This is a genomic window from Cobetia sp. 4B (genome assembly GCF_018831605.1).
Lineage (GTDB): Bacteria > Pseudomonadota > Gammaproteobacteria > Pseudomonadales > Halomonadaceae > Cobetia > Cobetia amphilecti.
In genome coordinates this window covers 2,567,820-2,591,589 of sequence record NZ_CP059843.1, presented here as the reverse complement: position 1 = coordinate 2,591,589, position 23,770 = coordinate 2,567,820, and the positions used below count along the sequence as shown (strand labels likewise).

General features: G+C 60.3%; 21 protein-coding genes. 8 read left to right on the top strand and 13 right to left on the bottom strand.

Going from position 1 to position 23,770, the window contains the following annotated elements; translation table 11 throughout:
* Positions 1–119 precede the first annotated feature (119 nt).
* The 3 genes from H2O77_RS10810 to H2O77_RS10800 form a co-directional block, all read right to left on the bottom strand.
* Positions 120–815 (bottom strand): fibrobacter succinogenes major paralogous domain-containing protein, encoded by a 696-nt coding sequence (locus H2O77_RS10810; protein WP_215823020.1) that lies wholly within the window; start codon positions 813–815, stop codon positions 120–122.
* A 49-nt stretch (positions 816–864) separates the two neighbouring features.
* On the bottom strand, positions 865–1,953 hold the full coding sequence (locus tag H2O77_RS10805; protein ID WP_240548577.1) for an SDR family oxidoreductase: 1,089 nt from the start codon (positions 1,951–1,953) through the stop codon (positions 865–867).
* Positions 1,954–2,450: 497 nt separating this feature from the next.
* Entirely contained in the window at positions 2,451–3,692 is a 1,242-nt protein-coding gene (locus H2O77_RS10800) for a DUF2235 domain-containing protein (protein WP_215823019.1), read from the bottom strand.
* Positions 3,693–4,039: 347 nt separating this feature from the next.
* On the opposite strand from H2O77_RS10800, the gene H2O77_RS18075 reads away from it, so the two are divergent.
* Positions 4,040–4,168 (top strand): hypothetical protein, encoded by a 129-nt coding sequence (locus H2O77_RS18075; RefSeq protein ID WP_276315200.1) that lies wholly within the window; start codon positions 4,040–4,042, stop codon positions 4,166–4,168.
* 102 nt (positions 4,169–4,270) lie between these two features.
* On the opposite strand, the gene H2O77_RS10795 is transcribed toward H2O77_RS18075, so the two are convergent.
* On the bottom strand, positions 4,271–4,939 hold the full coding sequence (locus tag H2O77_RS10795) for an HAD-IA family hydrolase (RefSeq protein WP_215823018.1): 669 nt from the start codon (positions 4,937–4,939) through the stop codon (positions 4,271–4,273).
* A 276-nt stretch (positions 4,940–5,215) separates the two neighbouring features.
* On the opposite strand from H2O77_RS10795, the gene H2O77_RS10790 reads away from it, so the two are divergent.
* Together H2O77_RS10790 and H2O77_RS10785 are read left to right on the top strand one after the other, a co-directional pair.
* On the top strand, positions 5,216–5,662 hold the full coding sequence (locus tag H2O77_RS10790) for a MarR family transcriptional regulator (protein ID WP_200906817.1): 447 nt from the start codon (positions 5,216–5,218) through the stop codon (positions 5,660–5,662).
* Entirely contained in the window at positions 5,655–6,401 is a 747-nt protein-coding gene (locus tag H2O77_RS10785; protein WP_215823017.1) for a siderophore-interacting protein, read from the top strand. Before H2O77_RS10790 ends, H2O77_RS10785 begins: the two co-directional genes overlap by 8 nt.
* 138 nt (positions 6,402–6,539) lie before the next feature.
* Here H2O77_RS10785 and H2O77_RS10780 read toward each other — a convergent pair whose 3' ends face one another.
* Complete coding sequence (locus H2O77_RS10780; protein ID WP_276315241.1) at positions 6,540–7,439, bottom strand: LysR substrate-binding domain-containing protein; 900 nt, start codon at positions 7,437–7,439, stop codon at positions 6,540–6,542.
* 118 nt (positions 7,440–7,557) lie between these two features.
* On the opposite strand from H2O77_RS10780, the gene H2O77_RS10775 reads away from it, so the two are divergent.
* Both H2O77_RS10775 and H2O77_RS10770 read left to right on the top strand, forming a co-directional pair.
* Positions 7,558–8,640 (top strand): tartrate dehydrogenase, encoded by a 1,083-nt coding sequence (locus tag H2O77_RS10775; RefSeq protein WP_192839318.1) that lies wholly within the window; start codon positions 7,558–7,560, stop codon positions 8,638–8,640.
* Between the two features lie 81 nt (positions 8,641–8,721).
* On the top strand, positions 8,722–9,996 hold the full coding sequence (locus H2O77_RS10770; protein WP_192839317.1) for an SLC13 family permease: 1,275 nt from the start codon (positions 8,722–8,724) through the stop codon (positions 9,994–9,996).
* 121 nt (positions 9,997–10,117) lie between these two features.
* Here H2O77_RS10770 and H2O77_RS10765 read toward each other — a convergent pair whose 3' ends face one another.
* Complete coding sequence (locus tag H2O77_RS10765) at positions 10,118–12,073, bottom strand: TonB-dependent receptor (RefSeq protein ID WP_215823015.1); 1,956 nt, start codon at positions 12,071–12,073, stop codon at positions 10,118–10,120.
* Positions 12,074–12,411: 338 nt separating this feature from the next.
* On the opposite strand from H2O77_RS10765, the gene H2O77_RS10760 reads away from it, so the two are divergent.
* Both H2O77_RS10760 and H2O77_RS10755 read left to right on the top strand, forming a co-directional pair.
* The gene (locus H2O77_RS10760; protein ID WP_054557127.1) at positions 12,412–12,846 is read left to right on the top strand and encodes a MarR family transcriptional regulator; all 435 of its coding nucleotides are present in this window, start codon (positions 12,412–12,414) and stop codon (positions 12,844–12,846) included.
* Between the two features lie 81 nt (positions 12,847–12,927).
* A complete protein-coding gene (locus tag H2O77_RS10755) occupies positions 12,928–14,181 on the top strand; it encodes an FAD-dependent oxidoreductase (protein ID WP_215823014.1) in 1,254 nt (417 codons plus the stop codon).
* A 229-nt stretch (positions 14,182–14,410) separates the two neighbouring features.
* Here H2O77_RS10755 and H2O77_RS10750 read toward each other — a convergent pair whose 3' ends face one another.
* From H2O77_RS10750 to H2O77_RS10735, 4 genes are all read right to left on the bottom strand, one after another.
* Complete coding sequence (locus H2O77_RS10750) at positions 14,411–15,955, bottom strand: tripartite tricarboxylate transporter permease (protein WP_215823013.1); 1,545 nt, start codon at positions 15,953–15,955, stop codon at positions 14,411–14,413.
* Between the two features lie 3 nt (positions 15,956–15,958).
* Positions 15,959–16,558: a tripartite tricarboxylate transporter TctB family protein gene (locus tag H2O77_RS10745; protein ID WP_215823012.1), complete on the bottom strand. Its 600-nt coding sequence runs from the start codon at positions 16,556–16,558 to the stop codon at positions 15,959–15,961.
* A gap of 113 nt (positions 16,559–16,671) precedes the next feature.
* Positions 16,672–17,766, bottom strand: coding sequence for a tripartite tricarboxylate transporter substrate binding protein (locus tag H2O77_RS10740; RefSeq protein WP_240548576.1), 1,095 nt, complete (start codon positions 17,764–17,766; stop codon positions 16,672–16,674).
* A gap of 129 nt (positions 17,767–17,895) precedes the next feature.
* Entirely contained in the window at positions 17,896–18,642 is a 747-nt protein-coding gene (locus H2O77_RS10735) for a ribonuclease activity regulator RraA (protein ID WP_052384648.1), read from the bottom strand.
* Positions 18,643–19,144: 502 nt separating this feature from the next.
* Here H2O77_RS10735 and uxuA point away from each other — a divergent pair.
* A complete protein-coding gene (gene uxuA / locus H2O77_RS10730; protein WP_215823011.1) occupies positions 19,145–20,320 on the top strand; it encodes a mannonate dehydratase in 1,176 nt (391 codons plus the stop codon).
* 192 nt (positions 20,321–20,512) lie between these two features.
* Here the strand turns inward: uxuA and H2O77_RS10725 are convergent, their stop codons facing one another.
* From H2O77_RS10725 to H2O77_RS10715, 3 genes are all read right to left on the bottom strand, one after another.
* On the bottom strand, positions 20,513–21,382 hold the full coding sequence (locus H2O77_RS10725) for a DUF4437 domain-containing protein (protein WP_215823010.1): 870 nt from the start codon (positions 21,380–21,382) through the stop codon (positions 20,513–20,515).
* Between the two features lie 415 nt (positions 21,383–21,797).
* On the bottom strand, positions 21,798–23,105 hold the full coding sequence (locus tag H2O77_RS10720; RefSeq protein WP_054557135.1) for a TRAP transporter large permease: 1,308 nt from the start codon (positions 23,103–23,105) through the stop codon (positions 21,798–21,800).
* Entirely contained in the window at positions 23,102–23,719 is a 618-nt protein-coding gene (locus H2O77_RS10715; protein ID WP_215823009.1) for a TRAP transporter small permease, read from the bottom strand. The genes H2O77_RS10720 and H2O77_RS10715 overlap by 4 nt, the downstream gene beginning before the upstream one ends.
* Between the last annotated feature and the right edge of the window lie 51 nt (positions 23,720–23,770).

The window sequence follows — 23,770 nt, the reverse complement described above, 5'->3', positions numbered from 1 at the left end:
GACGCCCGAATGTCTTCAATCGGGGTGATTCAGCGGAACAGAGTCCTTGCTCAAGCGCTCCTCGCGCCTATATCACTACCGACTGTGCCCCTCCCATTACCCCCAGTGTTGTGATCTGATCAGTCCTTCACGCATCTCACCGAGAACATGCCATTCTTGCCAAGTGTCGCTCGGCGGATCTCGCCCTTGTGCGGGTTCCACCAGGAGTAGGCCAGTGTTCTGGCAAACGCTTTGGTCGGCGTCGCTTCACTGCGGGTCCAGAATTCTGTGTAGGCGCCCTGGGTGATATACCAGCCCTTCCACTTCACGCCCGCCGGTCTGGCTGAAAAGCCGGTGAGATTGATGCGCGCCTGATCGAAGGACGTCAACAGGGAGTCGGGCTGAGCCGCCTTGAGCGTGATGGCGATATCATCATCGCCACGCCAGCCCGTCGAGTCGATCTCCTTTTCTGCAATTCCGATGGCGCGTTCCAGCGCTTTCCAGTCCTCATCCGAGGCGACTCTCCAGCCCGCCGGACAGAGATTGCGAGCATCACTGACATCATGCCAGTCATACAGACGGCCATATGACAACAGGTTGACGGGGTCATCCTCAGGAATGAATGCCGTTCGGATGGGCGAGCCATCCTGAAAGCGAGTCGTTCTGAGGTTGTCGGCAAGCCAGGTCTGAGCGCCGATCTTCACGCTGCGATAGGTATTGCCTTCACTGTCCTGAATCGAGGTCTCCGGCTGGATAATCTCGTCATAAAGGCTGTTGGCAAACGACATGTTCGGAATCATCATCAGAAGACCTGTCACTACCAGTGATACATTCATGGGATTCGCCTCCCTGAAGGTGGCGGGAAGGTCGGTGGTCGGCTCAAGGTCAAATCGACCAGCTCAACTGCGTTGCCTTCTCCGAGACTTGCCATAGTCGGGTCATGACGCTCTTCTCCAGAACGAATGCCCCCAATTCACACTCGCCCACCGGCCCGCCGAAATTCATCAGCCCCGTCGGGCCATGGTAGGCCCGCTGCCTGAGGGCCTCCTCGGTGGCGCACATGACTTCCGGGTAAGCGCCTTTCTCGGCCGTCTGCGCCATTCCCGTCTTCACCATCACTGCCCAGCTGAGTCGAGTCGCCAGATTGGCGTTGTCACGAATCAGTGAGGTGTTGGACGCGCCCGGATGGCAGACAAAGACGTTTACCTGGCGACCTGCCGCCTCAATCCTGTCCTGCAATTCATAGGCGAACATCATCTGTGCCAGCTTGCTGTGGCTATAGACCTTGTTCGGGTGATAGTTGTGCTCCCAGTTCATGTCATCGAACTGGATGGTTTTCAGGCCCATCTTGTGGCCTTCACTGGAGACCACGACGATCCGCCCGTTGGAGGCATCGATACGCTCGAACAGCAGCCCGCACAGCAGGAAATGCCCGTAGTGATTCACGCCCAGCTGACTTTCGAAGCCGTCGACGGTGAGTTGCTGTCGGGAAACCTGAGCGATGGCGCCATTGCAGATGAGGGCATCGATCTGCGGGACCTTCTCCAGGACTTCCGCGGCCGCGCTGCGTACGCAGGCCAGTTCCGCCAGGTCCATGCGTATATGACTGACATTCGCCGCGGGGCCAAACTCCTCTTGCAGCGCCGCGATGGCCGCCTCTGATCTGGTCGGGTTGCGATTCAGCATCACGACGGCGGCACCCTTGCTCAGCAATATGCGCGTCGCCTGAAAGCCCGCGCCGCTATTGGCGCCGGTGATGAGATAGGTCTTGCCGACGAGCGAGCCGATTCTGTCCGGGGTCCAGCCCTTGGGGCCATATGGGGTATTGCGAGTCATGGTCAAGATCCTGATGGCAGGTGTGCGGCGGTTGCGCTTGGGATACGTGAGGTGCGCGCACGAGAGCTGCGTCTGGCTTTGCGTACGGTCGTGTCCTGCGAGCCTTGCGTATCTGATGCGTGTTTGCTGTAGAGACACTATAAGTATCGAGAAGGGCGATATATAGGCGCTATAGTCGCTAAAACTTGCCTATTCGTATCGGTTGGGGGGCGGCTAGCGGCATTCGCGAACGGGAGTGCTGGTGGCTGCGACAGGCAAAGCGAGTCACACCACGAGCAGCCTGTCTTGTGCGCCAGGCATGAAAAATCCCGCCTCAGGGGCGGGATTCTCGCTGCGGGATTTCACGAGCTGGGGTTTCACGAGCCGGGGGGGCATGGTGCAGGGCCTGTCACGTATCGTGACACTGGTGAAGTTTAATCTACAGTGAAAACTGTCTTGAATATCGTCATCGAATCTAGTGTATGAAGGGCTAGGTCAGAGCGTTGCTTGTAACGTGCCAGCTATCTGTACTTGTTGTCAGAATCCGGGAGATGATGTGCGGTGGTAAATTCCTTTAAGGGACGAAAATTTTAGAATATTGTTGGTTGCAGTGTTCAATATACTGCAACCAACAAGTCTCGGCTTTATACAAAGAGTCAATCCACTACAGTAAAGCAATCACTGTTATATTTATATTTTATACCCTCGGTGCTGCAGATGAAGCAGTCTTGAAACTCACTCCTCCCGGTTTCTCCCAGCTCGCACCATTGGTATTCAAAGCTTCTCGGTATTCTTGCATTCAGTCTGTTCAATAATGAACGATGCAACTTGAGCTTATGATCGTTGTATCTGCTTGTCTCCGCGTACTCGAACAAGCTTCGGCTGGCTTTCCTGTAGATCAGTCCCCAAGCGCCATGCTCAGGATTATGGGTCAGGTCCAGTGGGTCAGCATAGACACTGGAGTTCGCAGGGACAATGTCATAGTCTTGAATCTTCTGTAACATCCAGTTCAGAGATACGCCGTCTATGTTGGTATCGGCGTAACCCCCACCGACATCTGAATGGGCGCCTGCAAACCATACCTCATCCACAATATCATCGATAACGACCTTTTCTTTGCACTCTCTTGTCAGTTCTGAATATGTTAATAAAATAGGCGTGAATGCACGTGCTCTATTGTCGTCAGCTGACAGCGCGTGCGCTGCAGACTTTATGTTGCATAACTGATCCCCATACCGCCTGTTGGGAAGTTTCGTATCTTCCTTGTAATCTGGCGTCCCCAGCGCTTCTACCGTATCCCACAGGCCCAGGAATTCGATGTCTCGAGATACAAGAGGTAGCTTGGCAACAGTCGCTACGTCCTTCCTTCTCTGTGTCAGCGACTTCTCGCCTTTATAGGCATCATAGAGTTTGTCAATGTATTCGTGGCCGGCTTTATCATCCATTTTCGAGATATCCTGTATGCCGGCTGTATGTATCAATGCAGCGAGTATTCGGGCGGCATAAGCTCCACGGCTAAAACCGAAAATGTAAATCTTGTCTCCTCTTTCATAGCGATAGTTGTTCGCCAAGAATGAATATCCTTGACGAACATCATGACCAATTCCCCAGCCCATCGCCATGCCTATTATATTGGTGTTGGTGCCGACTCCTTCTATATAAGTCGTGATTATGTCACTTCGCCCCTGTAGTGAGACAAGGCTATGGAGTTTGGAGATATTAGTGCGACTGATCTCATCATTGGCAGTCCCATCTAGGAATATCACCAGGCTTTTCGGCTCGTCATCTTTTGATTTGGGTATTTGATCCACAGATTTCACATGACTGCAGCCAGATAATACAATGCACACTAGTGCAAAGGTGGCAGTTTTCCATGAGATAGTGTCCCAGAGGCTCATGTCATATCCCTCGACGATTGTTTTATATGTAGTCTCCAAGTGTTGCTGTCTTATGTAATACAACATAAGACCTATTACTATAGGTTGGTTTTGCTACTTTTGCTGTCAGTCGTTTCATCAATCGTGCGCTGCACAAACCATTATTCCACGAGGAGACGATGCTGACGTATTTGAATGGATCTAGCCGAGCAGTTATAAAGACGCGCTGATCGAGGTGCTGGTCGACCACTCGGCTATCTGACCCTGCGTTCTTGTTGAGACGACAGGGGCCACGCTTTTCTGTCGTGATACCCCTGATATGGCCCGTCTGACTGGCAGCGCCTCATTCTTGCCAGGCACGAGCCGTCATGACTCGCGCTGAGGAGATCTCGCAGGTCCGCTATCGTAAATCGCTGTCACCCAGTGCGCTGTCTTCTGTCGCGCTGAGCATCATTGCCTCGCTGAACGACATTCCTGCTCTGAAGGCCTTCTGGTAATTGACGCGTCGTCTCGCGCGAAGCGGACGCTTCATCACTGCGGCGTTATGCAAGGAGTGGTGGGCGGATGGCGCGCGATCGCCTTTGGAATCCTCAATGGATTCAGTGGGCGATGCGTTGTGAAATCTGCGCCACCAGTCTCGGTAGCTCGCGCGCGTGGTGCATGCGCAGTGCGCCGCGCGGCGTTTCATGGCCGTCGTCGTGATGGGCGAAGTGGATGACCTGCATACCGGCATCCAGCCCTGCCTGTACCCCGACGATGGCATCATCGATCACCACGCAATGTGATGGCGAAAAGCCCATCTGCTCGGCTGCGAGTCGATAGATGCGCGGGTCCGGCTTCCACACGCCCAGGGTATAGGCGCTGTAGATATGGCCATCGAAGAAGCGCGCCAGGCGTGTGGTATCGAGCGCCAGACGCACCTTGCGCTCAGGCCCGTTGGACACCACGCCACAGGGGTAGCCTTCAAGCTCCATCAAGGCGGCTGACATGCCGGGCATCGCCGTCAGGTGTGCCTTCATCAACTCTTCCAGCAGGGCGCGCATCTCGCCTTCCATGCGCCGTGTTGGCTCTTCTTCCAGAACGCCATGGGCTGCCTCCAGCGTGCGCACGATGCTCATGAAGCGCATGCCGCGAAACTCGTTCATGTAGCGGTCGCTGGTAAACGGCAGACCATAGCGGGGCAGGGTGCTGGACATGGCCTCGGCGAGGAGGATTTCGCTATCAACCAGGGTGCCATCGGAATCAAACAGCAGGCAGAGTTCAGCCATCGATGCCTCTCGTGGGCGTCAGGAATGTGTGGCCTTCGACCTTAGCAGGTTCCCGCTCGCTGTCACCATGTCACGCAGCAAGAGTTGCCGAAAGCGCGCTTGGCAGTGGATAGAAGAGTGATAGGCATATGAGATTTTCGGCATTAAGATGAGAATGCTTCTCGATCATATTTCTGTTGACAGTATCAACCATCTGCCAATATAGTTGACCTATACCAACCATATGGTGAGTGACACATGAGTCAGGCATCACTCAATGATGTGCTGCATCAGCTGATGCATGTCTATCGCAGGCAGCTTCGTCTGGGCATCCAGCGCTACCAGCTTGATCTGCCTGTCACGCACATTCGGGTGCTGAAGGGCATTGGCCGTACCTCCGAGTGCACGGCGCACAAGATCGTGCAGCATCTGGGGCAGGACAAGGCGCGCGTGACGCGGGTGCTCAATGAATTGATGACGGCGGGATTGATCATCAAGACGGAAAATCCGCAGGACCGTCGCAGCCTGTTTCTCGCCCCTACCGAGGCGGGCCACGACATGCTCAAAGAGATTGAAGCCCTGGAAGATGAGACCGCTCGGCGGATGGCGGGAGACCTCAGCGATGAGGAGGTCGCCACCTTCCTGAAAACGGCATCTGCCATGATCCACAATACAAGCGAGTGTGAAGCACGCGATGCTGAACAACTTGAAGGCGTTTGCCAGAGGAGTGCGCAAGATGGGTAAGCCCGCAATGCGAGAGCTTGAAGTGATTCGTTCCACCCCGGTGACGGAGCATATGCTGCGCGTCACCCTGGGCGGGGAGAATATCGGCTCCATCCCCGAGGGGCAGGAGAGCGCCTATATCAAACTGGTGTTTCCGCGCGGGGAAGGCGAGCGCCCGATGATGCGCACCTATACCATTCGTCATCAGCGTGCGACCGAGATCGATGTCGACTTCGCGCTGCACGACCACGCCGGCCCGGCTTCTGCCTGGGCCGTCAGCGCCCAGCCGGGGGATCGCATCACCATCGGCGGCCCGGGGCCAAAGAAGCTGATCAACATGGAAGCCGACTGGTTCCTGCTGGCGGGTGACATGACGGCCTTGCCGGCGATCAGCGTCAATCTGGCCGAGCTGCCGGCAGACGCGCGCGGCCACGCCGTCATCGAGGTGACCAGCGAAGCCGATATCCAGACGCTTGAGCATCCGGCCGGCATCGAGCTGCACTGGGTCATCAATGCGCAGCCGGACCCGAGCGGCCAGCCGCTGCTGGACAAGATCGCCTCCTTGCCGAGCCTGGAGGGTCAGGTGTCTGTCTGGGCGGCCTGTGAATTCGGCAGCATGCGAGCGCTGCGTGCTCACCTCAAGCAGGTGCACGAGATCCCCAAGTCCCACTTCTATGTCTCCAGCTACTGGAAGATCGGGCAGTCAGAAGATGGCCACAAGCTGGCCAAGCAGCAGGATGCCGAGGCGGAAGGAGCGTGATCGCCTTGAGGTCTCTGAGCAAGTGAATGAGCTGCTTTTCCCCAATGCCCTGATGCACGCCTGCATGAGGGCATTTCGTTGTCGCAATGAAGCCCTGGCCCTGCAGAAAGCCCTGCGTCATTTGAAGGGATTGCGGTGTCATTTGAAGGGATGGCGGGCCAGATAGTCCTGGGTGTGCTCAATGAAATGGCGGATCCGAAGCGGCAGCACGGCATGATGTTGATAGACCAGATGGATGTCGGCATTGGGCAATTGATACTCCTCGAACAGGATCTTGAGCTCTCCCGCCTCGACATAAGGCGCCACATCCCATTCCGCTCGCAGCACGATTCCGCGGCCATCCAGGGCCCAGCGAAGGGCGCTTTCCCCATCATTGGTGGACAGGCTGCCGCCCACCTTGACGCTACAGGTTTCCTCACTGCCCTGAAATTTCCAGATGCTCCATGAGTCCCGATTCTGATGCAGGGTGATGCATTCGTGGCTGGCCAGTTCATCGGGATGCTGCGGGCACCCATGGCGGGCAAGGTAATGCGGAGAGGCACAGACGATGCGGCGATGTGAGGCGATCTTGCGTGCATGCAGATTGGAATCAGGCAGCTCGCCGAATCGAATGGCGACGTCAAAGGCACCATCGACCATGGCGTGCGGGATGTCGGAAAGATGCAATGTCACCTCGACCTGCGGGTACGCCTGAACGAAGCCCGAGATGATGGGCGCCATGTACTTGCGCCCGAAGCCCAGCGGGGCGTTCACCTTTAGTCTTCCTCTTACCTGCCCCTCATGGCGGGAAAGCTGCTCTTCCATCTCCAGCACCTGGCTCAAGGTCTGTTCCGCATGGCGCTGATATATCTGGCCTTCGGGCGTGAGGCTCATGGAGCGCGTGCTGCGGTTAAATAATTGAATCTTGAGTCTTTTTTCAATGTTTGCCAGTCGCTTGCTGACGGCTGCCGGACTGATGTCCAGCACGCGGGCGGCGTTGGACATGCTGCCTTCCCGACAGAGCGTCAGGAAGAAATCGAGTTCTGTGAGCGATTGCATTTTCAACTTCCTGGTTGAAGGTGTTGTGAATGCTAGTGCATTGTCGGCTCGGTGGCTCGCTGGCTAGTGTGTGATCACGCCTTGATTCACCCACCCCAATGACAAGAGAGCCTACATCATGAATAGCCACCGTATTGCAGTCATCCCGGGCGATGGTATCGGTCTTGAAGTCATCGAAGCCGGCAAGCGTGTGCTGGAAGTGCTGGCGGAAGACAATACCGATGTCACCTTCGACTTCGTCGACTTCGACTGGAGCTCCGAGCGCTACCTCAAGACTGGCCAGTACATTCCGGATGGCGGCATCGAGGAGCTCAAGACCTTTGATGCCATCTATTTCGGCGCCGTAGGCAGTGAAAAGGTGCCGGATCACATCTCGCTGTGGGACCTGCGTCTCAAGATCTGCCAGGGGTTCGATCAGTACGCCAATGTGCGCCCCGCCCGTGTTTTCCCGGGGATCACCAGCCGTCTTCAGCAGGCGGAGGATATCGACTGGGTCATCATTCGCGAGAACAGTGAAGGGGAATACTCCGGGAATGGCGGCCGTGTCCACCAGGGGCTTCCGGAGGAGGTGGGGACTGAAGTCTCGATCTTCACTCGCAAGGGCATCGAGCGCATTCACCGCTTCGCCTTTGAAATGGCGCAGTCCCGTCCGCGCAAGCATCTCACGCTGGTGACCAAGTCCAATGCCCAGCGCCACGGCATGGTGTTGTGGGACGAGATCTTCTTCGAAGTCGCCAAGGACTACCCGGACGTCACGATCACGCGTGAACTGGTCGACGCCATCACGACACGCATGGTGCTCAAGCCCCACATGCTGGACGTCATCGTCGCGACCAACCTGCATGCCGATATCATTTCCGATCTCGCTGCGGCTCTGAGCGGCAGCCTGGGGATTGCCCCGACCGCCAACCTCAATCCGGAAGGCACCTTCCCCTCCATGTTCGAGCCTATCCACGGCTCTGCCTTCGATATCACCGGCAAGGGCATCGCCAATCCGGTGGGCGCCTTCTGGACGGCCGTCATGATGCTGGAGCATCTGGGTGAGACGGCACTGGCCAAGCGCCTCATGACCGCCATTGAAGAAGTGGTCGCTTCGGGTCTGCATGCGCCAGATCTGGGCGGCAGCGCCACCACGCGCGAGATCACCGATGCCGTCTGTGAACGGGTTCGCGCGACTCGTCAGAGCGCCGCCATCGCCTGACGCAGTTCTTGCAGCATCCAGGGGGCAGGAACGCCATGCCTGCCCCCTGCGCGTGAAGGTTCCAACCACAAGGACAATAAAATGGACGCGCAACTTCTGACGCTGGCCATTCTCATGGTCGCGATCGTACTGTTCGTCTCGGAAAAGATTCCGCTTGCCCTGACTGCCATGCTGGTACTGATCAGTCTCGTGCTGGGCGACATCCTCACGCCAGAGGAAGCCTTTTCCGGGTTCATCAACAAGAACGTGATTCTCTTCTGCGCGATGTTCGTCGTCGGCGGTGCCTTGTTCGAAACCGGCATGGCCAATCGTATCGGTGGCATCGTGACGCATTTCGCCAAGACAGAGCGACAGCTGCTGCTGGCCATCATGCTGGTGACAGCGATTCTGTCCGGCTTTCTGTCCAATACCGGCACGGCTGCCGTCTTGATTCCTGCGGTGGTCGGCATCGCCAGCCGCTCCGGGATTCGCCGCTCCAAGCTTCTGATGCCGCTCGCCTTCGCTTCCGCAATGGGCGGTAATCTGTCCTTGATCGGGGCACCGGGCAACCTGATCGTCGACAGCACCTTGAGCAAGATGACCGATGGCGCTCAGTCCTTCGGTTTCTTCTCCTTTGCGATGATCGGCATTCCGATGATGATCTTCGGCCTGCTGTACTTCCTGACCATCGGCTACAAGCTCCTGCCGGATCGTCCCGGCGGCGATGGGGTCGAGATGTATGACGAGCAACCGACCATGGCACCGCTCTGGAAGCAGTACCTGGCGTTGGGTGTGCTGGTGCTCACCATCCTGGCGATGGTCTTCGATGACGTGATCGGTTTCCCCATGCATGTCATCGGTGTCACGGGGGCACTGCTGCTGGTCTTGACGGGTGTCATGAAGGAGCGCCGTGCGCTGGATGCCATCGACTCCCGCGTCATCTTCCTCTTCGCAGGCATGCTGCCCATGGCCATCGCCATGCAGAAGACGGGGTTGGGCACGATGATGGCGGAGCACGTGGTCGCCTATCTGGGCGAAGCCCCATCACCGCGCGTGTTGCTCAGTGTGCTGTTCGTGATATCCGCGGGTCTCTCGCAGTTCATGTCCAATACGGCCACGACAGCCCTGTTGGCCCCTATCGGCGGTGCGATCTCGGTGGGATTGGGCGCTGACCCCAGTGCGGTATTGATGGCGATCTGCATCGGCGGCTCCTGTGCCTTTGCAACGCCGCTGGGCATGCCGGCCAACACCATGGTGTTGGGGATCGGGGGATATCGCTTCAATGATTACGTCAAGGCGGGCCTGCCCCTGGTGGTCGTGGGCTATCTGGTCAGCGTCGTATTGCTGCCCATCATCTGGCCTTTCTATCCGGCCTGACATCTGGGGTCCATTCTACCCAGGCTGATATGCGCGCCATGAAAAATGCCCCACAGGCCAGTCCTGTGGGGCATTTTTTCGTCAGCTGATCGTGAAGTCAGGGGCTGAGTTAGTGGCTGGGTCAGAAGCTATAGCTGGCACCCAGGCGGACGTCACGGCCCGGCTCCAGCATGCTGTCACCGCTGCTGAGCAGGTAGCTGCTGTGGTCGCTGTAGCGCTTGTCGAACACGTTGTTGACCGCCAGTGTCAGGGTCAGGTCCTGATATGAGGCGGGTGTCCACTGGGCGCGGATGTCGTGCGTCACGTAGCCCGGCTTCTCCTCGTCGCCTTCTGCCACACGTTCCAGACGTTCCACCGCGTTCAGGGTGTAGCCCAGGGTGACGTTGTGGTTTGGCAAGCGATACTGATGATCCCAGGTCCACTTGTCGCCAGTGGAGGCGCCGATGTTCATCTCGTCACCCAGCGGGTCGCCGTCGTTGTTCTTCATCACCACCTTGGCGTAGCCCAGGCGCGTGTCGTAGCCGCCCACGCCCCAGTTCAGGCTGGCTTCATAGCCACGGCTTTCGACTTCGCCTTCCAGGTTGTAGAGCACCGCCGGATCACTGCCGCGATCATAGGCCTGATAGTTCTCGATATCGGTATGGAAGCCGGTCAGCGCGAAGCCGAGGCGGTCTCCCGCCATCAGGGCGTCCCGCTGATGCCAATCCAGACCGATCTCGCGCTGGCGAGCGCGTTCCGGCTCAAGCCCCTCCGCGATGGTGACATCATCGCCGATCAGGATCACTTCACGTGCCTTGGCACCGCGAATGGCCTCGCCGTAGCCGGCATGCAGGGTGAGGTTGTCAGTGGCATCGACACTCAGAATCGCGTTGGGGGAGACCTCGCTGCCACTGACGCTGCCCGCCTCGCCGTAATCACTGTCGTAATCATCCAGACGCGCGCCAACGGACAGGGCCCACGGGCCCAGCGTCATGCGGTTCTGGGCGTAGACCCCCAGGTTGCGTGAGGTGTCTTCGTTGTTGGGGCCGGCGCTGCCGGCGTCGTCGGAGCGACGAGTGTCCTGATCATGGAAGTCCACGCCAGTGGTCAGCGCATGTGCCACGTCACCCGTCTTGAGGCGCAAGGTGTTGCGGACATCCGCGCCGAATTCTTGGGAACGGCTGGTGCTGCCGGCATCGACACGATCCAGTTCCTGGGTGGTGTGATAGAGGGTGGTTCTGGTGTCGATCAGGTCATTGCCCGGGTGCCAGGCATGATTGACGGTGAAGGTCTCGCGCTCCATTTCCTGATAGGTCGGCTGCTGACTGCTGAAGCTCGGCATGTGCGGACGCGTGAAATAGGTGCCGTGATCGGTGGTGCGCTCGGCGCTGATGCGCAGGTCCTGATCATTGACGTCCAGCAGTGACATCTTGAGCAGGTAGCCACGCTGCTGGCCTGCGGTCTGTTCCTGCTCACCGCCACCGCCAACTTCATAGTCATCGCTGTTGCGGCCGCTGACATATCCCATCAGACCGAGATTCTCCCCCAGACGACCATAGAACGCCGTGGTGCCGGAGGTGGCGTCCGCAGCACTTTCGGTGCCGACGGAGACGCGTGCGCCCAGGTCCTGACCGGGCTTGAGCAGGTCCTGCGCATCCTTGGTCTCGAAGCGGAGACTGCCGCCAAGCGCGCCCGGGCCATCATCGGCGGTCGCGGGGCCTTTATCGACTTCCGCCTGCTTGAGCAGGGCCGGGTCAATGGTCAATCGACCGGTATGGTGGAAGAGGTAGCCGCCCTGACGCGCGCCATCGATGGTGACGTTCAGGTTGGTGTCTTCCAGGCCGCGTACATAGACCTTCTGGCCGATGGCGATGCCACCGCCGACACTGACGCCCGGCTCAGCGCGGAACAGGTCTTCCAGGTCGCGTGCCTGACGCTGATCGATCTCTTCAGCACTGATCACGACATTCTGTTCGAGACGGTCTTCGCTGATGACGAGGGTGGACATGTCGTCAGCCGAGGCGTGGCCCGAGAGGCTCAGGGTCAACGCACTGGCGGAGAGGACGGCTGCGGTAAGCGGATGGAGGCGGAGGTGCACGTGATGTCCCTTGCTTTGAATAGTTATATGTTGCGGCTGGCAATGCTAATCGTTCTCAATAATGAATTGCAAGATTCTTGCACAATTCTTGCCTGCAAGGTCTGCTGGCATCGTGTCGGGGAGAAAGGTCGCGATTGAGTTGCCCGTGCAAGGCATTGCCACGTGCAAGCCGATAGGGTTGCTGGACAAGGGTTGCTGGATAAGGGTTGCTGGATAAGGGTTGCTGGATAAGGGTTGCTGGATAAGGGCTGCCGGATATCGGTGCGCTCTGTATCGTGCTCGGTTATCGTGGCAAGCCATGCCCCCCTTTTTTGACCACCGTCACGTGAGGCAACAGAGTGGATCAAGCAGAAGCACTGTACGAAGCCGTCAATCAGCTCATCCGTGTCCATCAGTTTCGCGACAGGGAAAGCATCTGCCACCACAACGTCTCCGTCGCTCAATGCTATGCGCTGGAGACGCTGGTCAAGCGCGGACCGCTGAGACTGCAGGCGCTGGCGGACGAGATGTACCTCGACAAGAGCACGACAAGCCGGGTCGCCGACTCGCTGATCCGCAAGCACTATGTGCGCAAGATCGAGGACCCCAACGACCGGCGTGCCGTTGAGCTCTCGCTGACCCCGGAGGGCAGGGCGCTGTACCAGCAGATTCACGCCGAGCTGGTCGCGGAAGAGGCCTCCATGATCGAGGGCCTGTCGCCGGAGGTCGTGGAGGGCGCAGTGGCGCTGCTCAACAAGCTGACCCTTGCCGCGCGTCAGCGCCTGGGTGACTGATTGAGCGCCAGGGAGTAGACATTGGCGTGGAGGGATACTAGGTTTGTTGTCACTGACAACATATTGCTGCGAGAGACTGCCATGAGTCGTGATATCACAAGCCTGCCGGTGGCCATCATCGGCGCCGGGCCGATAGGGCTGAGCGCCGCCGTCCATCTGCTGGAGGCAGGGTTGGAGCCGATTCTCTTCGAGTCGGGCGCACACGCAGGCGCCAACCTGGCCTGCTGGAGACATGTGCGCATGTTCTCGCCCTGGTCATGGAATATCGACGCTTTAGCGGCCGAGTTGCTGCAGGAACAGGGTTGGCGCGCCCCGGACGCCGCTGCCTATCCCACCGGGGCCGAGTTTCTCGACCGCTATGTCGCGCCGCTCGCCGCGCACCCGTCGATCAGCTCGCGGCTGCATGTCGATAGCCGCGTCACCCATGTCAGTCGACAACAGCATGATGTGCTGCGCAGTGGCGGTCGCGATGAGGCGCCCTTCGTGCTGCGCGTCGAGGGGCCTGACGGCCCGCGCGATGTGCTGGCCCGCGCGGTGATCGATGCCTCCGGCACCTACCAGACCCCCAACTGGATCGGGGTGCACGGGATTCCCGCCATCGGTGAGCAAGCGGCGGCCGAAGTCATCGCCTATGGCGTGCCGGACATTCGCGGCACACAAGCGGCTGAGTATGCCGGCAAGTCGATACTCGTGATCGGCAGCGGCCACTCGGCGCTGAATGCGCTGCAGGACCTGATCGCGCTGGCAGACCATGAAGCGGGGATGCGAATCCTCTGGGGTGTTCGCTCCGCCAATATCGAGGAGGTCATCCGCCCGGCGCCCAATGATGAGCTGGAGGAGCGCAAGGCGCTTGAACTGCGCATCAAGGCGCTGCTTGAGGAAGGCCGGATCGAGGTAGTGACCGGGCTTGCCGTCGAGGCGATCGAACACCAAGCGGGGCGCTGGGTCGTACAGAGTGGCGAACACCGGCTGCCGGCGGTGGATCGCATCATCGCGGCCACCGGCTTCCGCCCGTCTCTGGGGCTGCTGTCTGAATTGCGTGTCTCGCTGGACCCTGCGACGCAGAGCCCTATCAAGCTTGCGCCGCTGATCGACCCCAACCAGCACAGCTGTGGGTCGGTGCCGGAACACGGCGCGGCCGAACTGCTGCATGCCGAGCCAGGCTTGTTCATCCTCGGCATCAAGAGTTACGGCAGAGCGCCGACCTTCCTGATGCGCACCGGCTATCAGCAGGTAAGATCCGTGGTGGCCGCGCTGGCAGACCCCGCCTCCATTCGCCCGGCGCCTGTCTGCAATGCCCCGGCTACCCGCAACGCCTGCTCTGCACCCGCCTGATCGTCGCGCGCAGGCCTGGGAGTGTGATGTGTGGGCGTGATGTGTTGGCAGTCGTGGTGATCGGTTGGTCCGCGCGACGAGAGAACATGAAAATGCCCGCTACCTTTCGGTAGCGGGCATTTTTCGTTCAGGCATGGAGCGTGTGGCTGGGCTTATTCCCGGGAGCTTGTGGCTGAGCTCATCCCCGGGAGCTTATGGATAGGCTCGTTCCCGGGGCCTTGTGGGAGGCTCAGCCCGTCGAACCTGCCTTCTCGGGAGTTGCCTGATTCAACTGCACCGGTTTGCGAATGCCGAGGAAGTAGACGAAGACCACCGTCAACACGACGAAGAACAGGCTGTCCGGCGTGGTGATGAAGGTCATCGGGTTGCCGTTGGAGAGCGTCAGCGCGCGCCGCAGGAATTCTTCCAGGTTCGGGCCGAGGATGAAGCCGAGCAGCAGCGTGATCACCGGATAATCATGTTTGCGCATCAGGTAGGCGACGATGCCCAGCACCAGCGTCATCATCATCTGGAACACGGAGTAGGTGGCCACGAAGCTGCCGACCATGGCCAGCAGTGCGATGGCGCCATAGAGCACGTCCTTGCGGATCGTGACGATGCGCAGGAAGTAGGGGCCCATCAGGTAGAGCGTGAGAGGAATCAGGATCAGCGCGCTGAACAGCAGTGAGGCCAGCATCGGTGCAATCAGTCCGGATTGCGAGGCCATCAGCTGCGGCCCCGGCTGGATGCCGTTGATCACCAGCACTCCCAGCACGATGGCCGTCACCGGGTCGCCCGGAATCCCGAAGGTCAGCATCGGCACCAGGGCGCCACCGCACACGGCATTGTTGGCGCTTTCGGCGGCGGCGATACCTTGAGGGTTGCCCTTGCCGAAGCTCTCCGGCTTCTTCGAGGTGCGCACGGTTTCCACGTAGGCGAGAAAACCACCCATCGAGCCCCCTGCGCCAGGCAGGGTGCCGACCATATAACCGATCAAGGTCGATTTCAGATAGCAGCCGAGGCCGATCTCGCGAATGGCACTCAGCGGCGGAATGAAATCACGCCGCTTGAGCTGTTGGCTGGCCTTGAGTTGCTGGCGGATGGCGGCGTCCTTCTTGCGGTTGCCGACCTGGATCAACAGCTCGCTGATGGCGAAGGTACCGATGATGACCGGCATCAGATCGATCCCGGCGGTCAGCTCACTGATGCCGAAGGTGAAGCGGGTCAGCGGCTGCATGGCGTCCAGCCCGACGGTCGCGAGCATCAGGCCCAGGCAGGCGGTGATGCCAGCCTTGCGGATGTTGCCGCGTTGGGCGACCACGATCACGATCAGCGCGAAGGCGATCAGCGCGCACTTGCCCGTCGTCTTGACCAGCAGTGAGGCCTCGGCGATGAAGGGGGCCAGCACGATCAACAGCAGCGCACCGAGGCTGCCGCCGATCATCGAGCCGAAGGAGGCATGGCCCAGCGCTAGCGCGCCTTCGCCACGCTGCTGCATGGGGTAGCCTTCCAGCGCTGTCATCATCGAGGACGGCGCGCCGGGAATATTGATGGTGGTGGCCGTGATGCTGCCGCCACACATGCCGGCCATGTAGATACTGGCACACGCCATCAGGGCGGTGGTGACATCGAGGCTATAGGTCAGCGGCAGCAGCAGGGCGAGTGCCAGCGTCGCGGTTAGACCCGGGATGGCCGAGAAGATGGTGCCGATCACGAAGCCGGCGACCACGTAGAACAGGATCACGGGGTCGAGCAGCAGGGCGAAGCTCGAGAATACCTGGGCAATGAATTCCATGGGTCAGCTCCCGTTGCCCAGGCCGAGCGCAGACAGATCCAGCGCAGGGAGATGGACGTTGAACAGTTGCTCGAAGAGCCCATAGCCCAGCGCGGAAATGGCGCAGGCGATCACTGCCTTGCTGATCCACTTGTCGCGCCCCGCGAACAGCAGCATCACCGCGAAGACATACAGCGCTGACGACAGCAGGTAACCCAGATGCGAGAACGCCAGGATATAGAGCGCGGTCACCAGCATCAGGCGCAGCGCCGGCGAGAAGAGAGGCGAGCTTGCGTCGCTGTCCGCGCTGGAGGCGTCATCGTTGGCGGTCTCGGTGCTGGTGGATTCAGCGCTGACGGTCTCAGTTCTGGCGGACTCGCTGCTGCGGGAGCCACGGTTCGCCCGTTGTTGGCTCACCAGCTGCGCCACGCAGAGCACGAGCGCGATGCTGCCGATCAGGGCGGGGAAGAAGGAGGCCGTCAGGCGGCCATTGTCCAATGGCGGCGCCATCTGGAAGGCACTGATCAGATAGAGGGCGCTGATGGCGGTCATGGCCAGCGTCAGCGGTGTCGCCCCGCTGAGCAGCCAGTGACGCCGGACGGGAGGAGAGGCGGAAGGAGACATGACAGAATTCCCTGGCGGCGCCCGTGGCCGGGCGCCGCTTGACGATGGAAGTGAAAGAGGACGGGTAGACGTGGGGTTGCAGCGGCACTCAGAGGTGCCGCCTGCCAGCGCGTCTACAGGCCGAGTTCATCCATGGCAGTGAAGGTCTTCTGTTGATAGTCCTCGATCCAGGCGTTGACCTCATCGGCCCCCAGCCAGCTGGGTGTGACGCCGACTCCCGTAATCCACTTCTGGAATTCTGGTGTCTCGTAGGCGCTGTGGTAGGCGCTTTCCAGGGTGCTGACCACATCCTCCGGTGTACCCTTGGGCACGGCCAGCACGATGAAGCTGCCGGTCTCGAGATTGCCGCCCAGTTCGCTCATCGGCGGCACTTCCGGGTAGGCCGGATTCTGCTCGGAGGAGAACTCGACGAGGCCGTGGGCATCGCCGGAATCCAGAATGCCGGAGAAGTCTCCCAGGCTCGAGATTGCGCCGTCGATCTCACCGGAGAGCAGAGCCTCGGCTTCGGCGGTGGAAGAGCCCGGGTAGGTGATGACATTGAATTCGACGCCCGCTGCCGCTTCCAGGCGGCGTACCGCCAGGTAAGGGCCAGAGCCCTGCGGAGCGACGCCGATCCTCACGGTACCGGGGTTTGCACGGGCGGCCTCGATCAGTTGCTCATAATTCTCGTACCCGGACTGCCTGGAGACCACGATGGCATCCGCTTCCTTGGTGATGCGGGCGAAGGGGATCATCCGGTCCAGCGAATAGCCGGGCACCAGGTTGCCGCGGGGCAGGGTGATGATGCTGTCGTAGGTCAGTACGCCGACGGTATGGCCATCCGGACGCGCCTTGCTGAGCTGCATCAGGCCGGTAGCGGTGATGGCGCCGCCGATGTTCTCGACGTAGATCGATTTCGGCAGGTCCTGCTCGGCGAGGTTGCTGATCTTGCGGCTGATGGCGTCGGCACCACCGCCGGCCGGCCATGGCACGATCAGGCGAATGTCACGTACGGGATAGTCGGCCTGCACGCCGCTGCTGACGAAGGGCGAGGCCGCCACCATGCCGGACAGGGCCAGCGGGGCGAGCAAGGCCAGCAGCGGACGACTGCGGCGCTTGCGGTCTGCGCGGGAGTGCTGACTGGCATCAGGGTTGGCGTGCACGTTGGCCTGACGGCTGTTTAGAGGACTATTCAGATGGCTATTGAGACGGCTGTTCAAACGGGTCATGGCATGACTCCAGTGTTGTTATGGTTGTGGTCACTCGAGGCGCATTGAGGCAGGAGAGATGGCGGACGACAGGTCGGCGTGGCCTGTCGTCCGTGGCCGCCGTGGACAAGACGGCGGCTGGCGAGCCGGTTACTGCTTGGCTGCCATGTAGCGTTCGAATTCTGCACGCGCTTCGTCGGTCGGCGGATACAGACCGATCACCGGCGTGCCGTTGCGTACCTTCTCCAGCACGTAATCCTCGAAATCTTCCATCTGGCTGGCTTCCTCGGCGATCTCGTCGGCCAGTTCCAGCGGCACGACCATGACACCATCGGCATCGCCGACCAGCACATCGCCCGGGAAGACCGGCACGCCACCGCAACCGATCGGCACCTGCAGTTCTACCGCGTGATGCTTGGTCAGGTTGGTCGGCGCGCTCGGCTTGGCGCAGAAGATCGGCAGGTTCATCTCGGCGGCGGCGCCTGAATCACGAATGCCGGCATCGGAGACGAAGCCCGCGCACTGACGATACTCCAGACGTGTCAGCAGAATGCTGCCGGCGCTGGCGGCCGAGGCGTCCTGGCGGCAGTCAGACACCATCACGTGACCGGCCGGCACGGTTTCCACCGCCAGACGCTGCGGGTGCTTGGGGTCGCGGAAGGCGGCGACGGTGTCGATGTCTTCCCGCGCCGGGATGTAACGCAGCGTGAAGGCCTGGCCCACCATCTGGGTGGTCCTGTTGTTCATCTGCACCACGTTCTGGATGAAGGTGTTCCGCAGACCGCGCTTGAACAGCAGGGTGTGCAGGGAGGCGGTGGAGGCGCGCATCAAACGCTCGCGGGTCACGGAGGAGAGCTCGGCGTAGCTGGGATGCTCTGTGGAGGTAATGGCAGTCATATGGCGTCCGTCGTCAGTATAGGTAAGGAGTCTCGGCTCTCGGCAACGTGCCTGGCCCAAGTGATCAGTCGACACGTGCGTCTGATGTGCTTTCGAGACTCACTATAGGGGGGAAGGGATGACTGATCAAACAAATATTGACAACTTTTGATGAGCAATAAGTCTAGTGTCGTGACCCGAAAAGCGCGTCTTGGTGGCCGCCAACAGACTTGTCACGAAAGGGGTGTGGCAACGATTGCGCAAAGAGGAATGATGGTGAGCTATTGAGTAATGTTAGCAATCTACTGATTGTAATGGATTTTTTGTGAGGTGTGAGCGCGATGGGTATCTGATCGGCCTGGTATCTCGAGACGTGATCGAGGGTTGAGCCCACCTTCAGAGGGAAGGGCGCCGGGAGAGCCGCTCGCTGGCAGCGACGTAGGTCGCATGGCAGCAGCTGATACAAGTTGTCATATTTTGTCGGCAGGTGGCATTTGCCCCCTTTGACCGTCAAGGAGATGACATGGAAGCGACATGGCGCTGGTTCGGTCCCGCGGACCCCATCACGCTCGAGGAAATTCGCCAGACCGGCGCGACAGGTATCGTGACGGCGCTGCATGAGATTCCCAACGGCGAGGTCTGGCCGCTGGAGGCCATTCGTGAGCGCAAGGCGCAGATCGAGGCGGCTGGGCTCAGGTGGTCGGTGGTCGAGAGCATTCCGGTGCATGAGAGCATCAAGCAGGCCGCGCCCGGCAGTGATCGCCATATCGCCAACTATCAGCAGTCGCTGCGCCACCTGGCGGAATGCGGGATCGGCACCGTGTGCTACAACTTCATGCCGGTGCTGGACTGGACGCGCACTGACCTCGCCTGGCAGCTGCCGGAGGGCGGCACGGCGTTGCGTTTTGATCAGGATGCCTTCGCGGCCTTTGATCTCTATCTACTGGAGCGCCCCGGCGCCGAGCACGAGTACAGCAGCGCAGAGCAGCAGGCCGCGCTCAGGCATCTGGCGTCGCTCGATGATGCCGGACGCGAGACGTTGATCCGCACCATCATCGCGGGGCTGCCGGGGGCGGAAGAAGGCTACACGCTGGCCCAGTTCCGAGCGGCGCTTGCGGCCTATGACGGTATCGATGCCGCGCGACTGCGCCAGCACCTGGCCATCTTCCTCAAGGCCATCGTGCCGGTGGCGGAAGAGGTCGGCATTCGACTGGCCATCCACCCCGATGATCCGCCGCGGCCGATGTTTGGCCTGCCACGCGTGGTCTCGAGCATGGTGGATGCCGATTGGCTGCTGGGCGTCGTGCCCAGCCCCGCCAATGGCCTGACGTTCTGCACCGGCTCCTACGGGGCCAATCCGGAGATCGATCTGTGCATCATGGCGCGGCGCTTCGCCCCACATATCCACTTTGCCCATCTGCGGGCCACCGGGCGTGACAGCGAGGACAAGCGCTCCTTCCATGAGGCTGAGCATCTCGAGGGCGACCTGGACATGGTGGACATCATCAGCGTGCTGGTCGCGGAAGAGCGTCGTCGTCTGGTGTCTGGCGGCGCGCCCTTGCCGATGCGCCCGGATCACGGCCACCACATTCTGGATGATGCCAGGCGCGAGACCCGCCCGGGGTATCCACTGTATGGGCGCATGAAGGGGCTGGCGGAAATCCGTGGCCTCGAAATGGCGGTCCAAAGACTGGCCTGACGGCGAGTACGCAATCCAGACACAAATGCAAACACGAACGGCCACCCGCGGTCTTGAGACCGGGGTGGCCGTTCGTGTTTGCTGCAGGTCGCGATGTCTGCTGATTCAGAGCTAAGAGCCAAGAGCCAAGAGTTCAGAGCCAAGAGCTCAGAGCTCAGAACTCAGAACCAAGAGTTCAGACGACCGCAGGTTTCAGTCTTCGACGATGTCGAAATCACCATTGGTGCGCACGTAGAGCAGAGTCTCGCCGTCGGCGCCGGTGGTGATGTCATGGGTGATCTCGCCTTGAGAGCCGAAGTAGCTGCCGGTCGCCAGGCTCTGGCTGTCGTCCTTGCCTTCGGTCTCGTGGGTCAGGGCGCCCTTGATGACCACGGCGCGGAATTCGTCGGCGTGGCTTTTGATCTCGCCGGAGAAGTCGGCCGGCAGTTTCACCAGGCGGCCGCTCAGCTGGCCGACGTCCGGGTTGCCCCACAGGAAGGCGGTCTTCGGGCCTTGCTCGGCGTCGTCGCTGCCCGGCAGGTTGATCCAGCGGATGTCATTGGCATCCAGCCACACCATGTTGTTTTCGGCGACATTCAGCGGCTCTTCATCGTTGTGGAAGGCCTCGGATTCCGGCTGTACCAGGTAGGGCCCTTCATTGATCTCGATGTAGGCCATGTTGACCTTGTCTCTGGCCGCGGTGATGTGCGATTCGCCTGCCGGCTGGATCCAGAACGAGCCTGCGGGCAGCCACTGCTCATCGGCGTTCTTGTCATCGTTGTGGACCTCGCCCTGGATGACCACGCCACGGTAGGTGATGTTGTGGATGTGGGGCGGTGAGGAGAAGCCTTCGTTGAACTTCACCAGAAATCCTGAAGCGCCATCCTTGGTGCGGTCGCCCCACAGGTCGCCGGCCGCCGGGCTCTGGTCACCGCGCAGCGGGTTCAGGTAGCCCCAGTCGATGTCGGACTGCTGGACGACTTCACTGGACGGTGTGAGCGTGGAGTGGTCATCGGCGTGGGCGGTCATGCTGACGAAGGCGACCGAGAGGCCGAGAAGAGCAAGGGAGAAGGGACGTTTCATGGTGGCTGCCTGTCTGGTCATGGGAAGAAGGGGGACAATGCCGATGCGCGGGCAATCGACGCAGTGAATCTTGGAACAGGCAGGCGGCGGGATATAGCGGCAGATGGCGTAAAGACTTTCAATCAAAACATGATAATCAGTCGTTCATCTTGAGCGTGTTATCGGCGCAAAGGCCCAAGACGATGCCATGACCTGTGGCGTGGCGATCACCCTGAGGCGAGGAGGATCTCTCGACAGATCACGACGTTGGCGCGCTTTTGGCGCGGGTTCGTGCCGCTAGTGCGGCCCGGCCCGCCGGGGTGAGGCGGGCAAAAATGAGCCGCTAGGGGGAGGATGGGAGGTGTGCGAGGATGAGAAATGGGCAGTTCCGGACTTTCCTAAAAGAGTTTTCGGAATGTCCGGATAATACGTCGGGTCAGACGAAGTCAGGGGCGATCAGGCGCGGAATGGTCAGCACGAATTCCGGGAACAGGATCATCAGCAGGATCACGGCCAGCATCACGCCGAGATACAGCATGGTGGTCGCCATGGCCTTGAGCAGAGGGATGCCGCCTATCTTGGCAGAAATCATCAGGCACAGGCCGTAGGGCGGCGTGATCAGGCCCAGCCCCAGCGCCATCACGCCGATGACACCGAACTGCACGGGGTGCACGCCTGCCGACATCGCCAGCGGATAGAAGATGGGCGCCATGATCGCCATCGCGGGCAGGGCATCCATGAAGGTGCCGATCACCAGCAGCACGATGGTCATCACGATCAACAGCACCGTCGGGTCGGTGATGCTGACGCCCGCCATCAGCTTGGGCGGAATCTGATAGAAGCTGATCAGATAGCCGAAGATGGCCGCGCCCACCAGGCTGAACAGCGACAGCGAGCACAGCCTGACGGTGTCGGTGGAAGCATTGAGCAACTTGGTGAGATCCAGCTCGCGATAGACCACGAAGCCTAGCGCCAGCGCATAGACCACCGCGATCACCGCGGCCTCGGTGGGGGTCACGATGCCCAGGGTGATGCCACCGATGATGACGATCGGAATCCCGGCGGCCAGCAGGCCATCCTTGCCGGAGCTGGCCAGCTCCTTGAGGGTGGCGCGCTTGCGCACCGGCACATCATAGCGGCGGACATAGCGGGTATTGAGCAGCAGCTGGGCCACGCCGATCATCACGCCGGGCAGAATGCCGCCCAGAAACAGGCCGGCGATCGAGGTATTGGTCAGCGCGCCCCACACGATCATGTTGATCGACGGCGGGATGATGGTGCCCATCACGGAGGAGGCTGCGGTGACCGCGACGGCGAAGCTGACTGGATAGCCTTCGCGTTTCATGGCCGGAATCAGCACCGTGCCCACGCCGGCACTGTCGGCGGTGGAGGAGCCGGACACCCCGGCAAACAGCATGCTGACCAGCACATTGACGTGGGCTAACGCGCCCCGGAAGTGGCCGACCAGACGCATGCACAGCGTGATCAGCCGGTCGGTGATCCTGGCGGCATTCATCAGGTTGCCGGCCAGCAGGAACAGCGGCACGGCCAGCAGCACGAAGGAATCCATGCCGTTGTACATGCGCTGGAACATGATCCAGTAGGTCAGGCGCGGGTCGAGCAGAATCAGCGTCGTCGCCGTCAGCACCAGCGCCATGGCGATGGGGATGCCGATCACGATCAACACGCCCAGCACGCCGAACAGCAGCCAGGGCATCAGGTAGAGCCAGTCCATTGGCATCATGACAGGGGCCTCCGATCAGTCGCGCCATGCGCATGGCTGGCGATGGCGGGAGACAGAACCGCTGCCGTCTCCTCCGGTATTGCCAGTTCTTCCGCCTCATTGGGCGTATTGAGCGCCTTCTCCATGGCTTGCATGCCGTGCAGCCAGGCATGCAGCAGCCGTTGCAGGCTGAACAGCACGATGAAGATGCCGCTGACGGTGAATACCGAGTAGACGTAGATCATCGACAGTCCCGAGGCCATCGCACTGCGGCGCAGACCGGAAAGGGCGAAGTCCTTGCCGTGCAAGATGAACAGTACCCCCAGCAACAGGCAGGCGAGATCACGGATCCAGCGCGTGACGAGATCGGCACGGCTGCCACGCGCAAAGGCTTCCAGCACGAAGTGGTCGGCGTGCAGCACCCCGACCGCAGTGCCCAGCATCACCATCCACTGGAAGGCGAAGCGGCTGAATTCCTCGGTCCAGAACAGGCGCGGCAGAAAGGCCAGATTGCGACTGGCGATCTGATAGATGATGAAGACGATGAAGCTTGCCAGCAGCGCCAGCAAGACGAGATAGAGCAGACGTTCGAGCGTCCGGTTCAGGCGCGAAAGCCCTGAGAGCACAGGATGCATGGCACTGTCCTCAAGAAGAGTGCGAGGGGGGAGGGAGCTCGACGCAAGGCG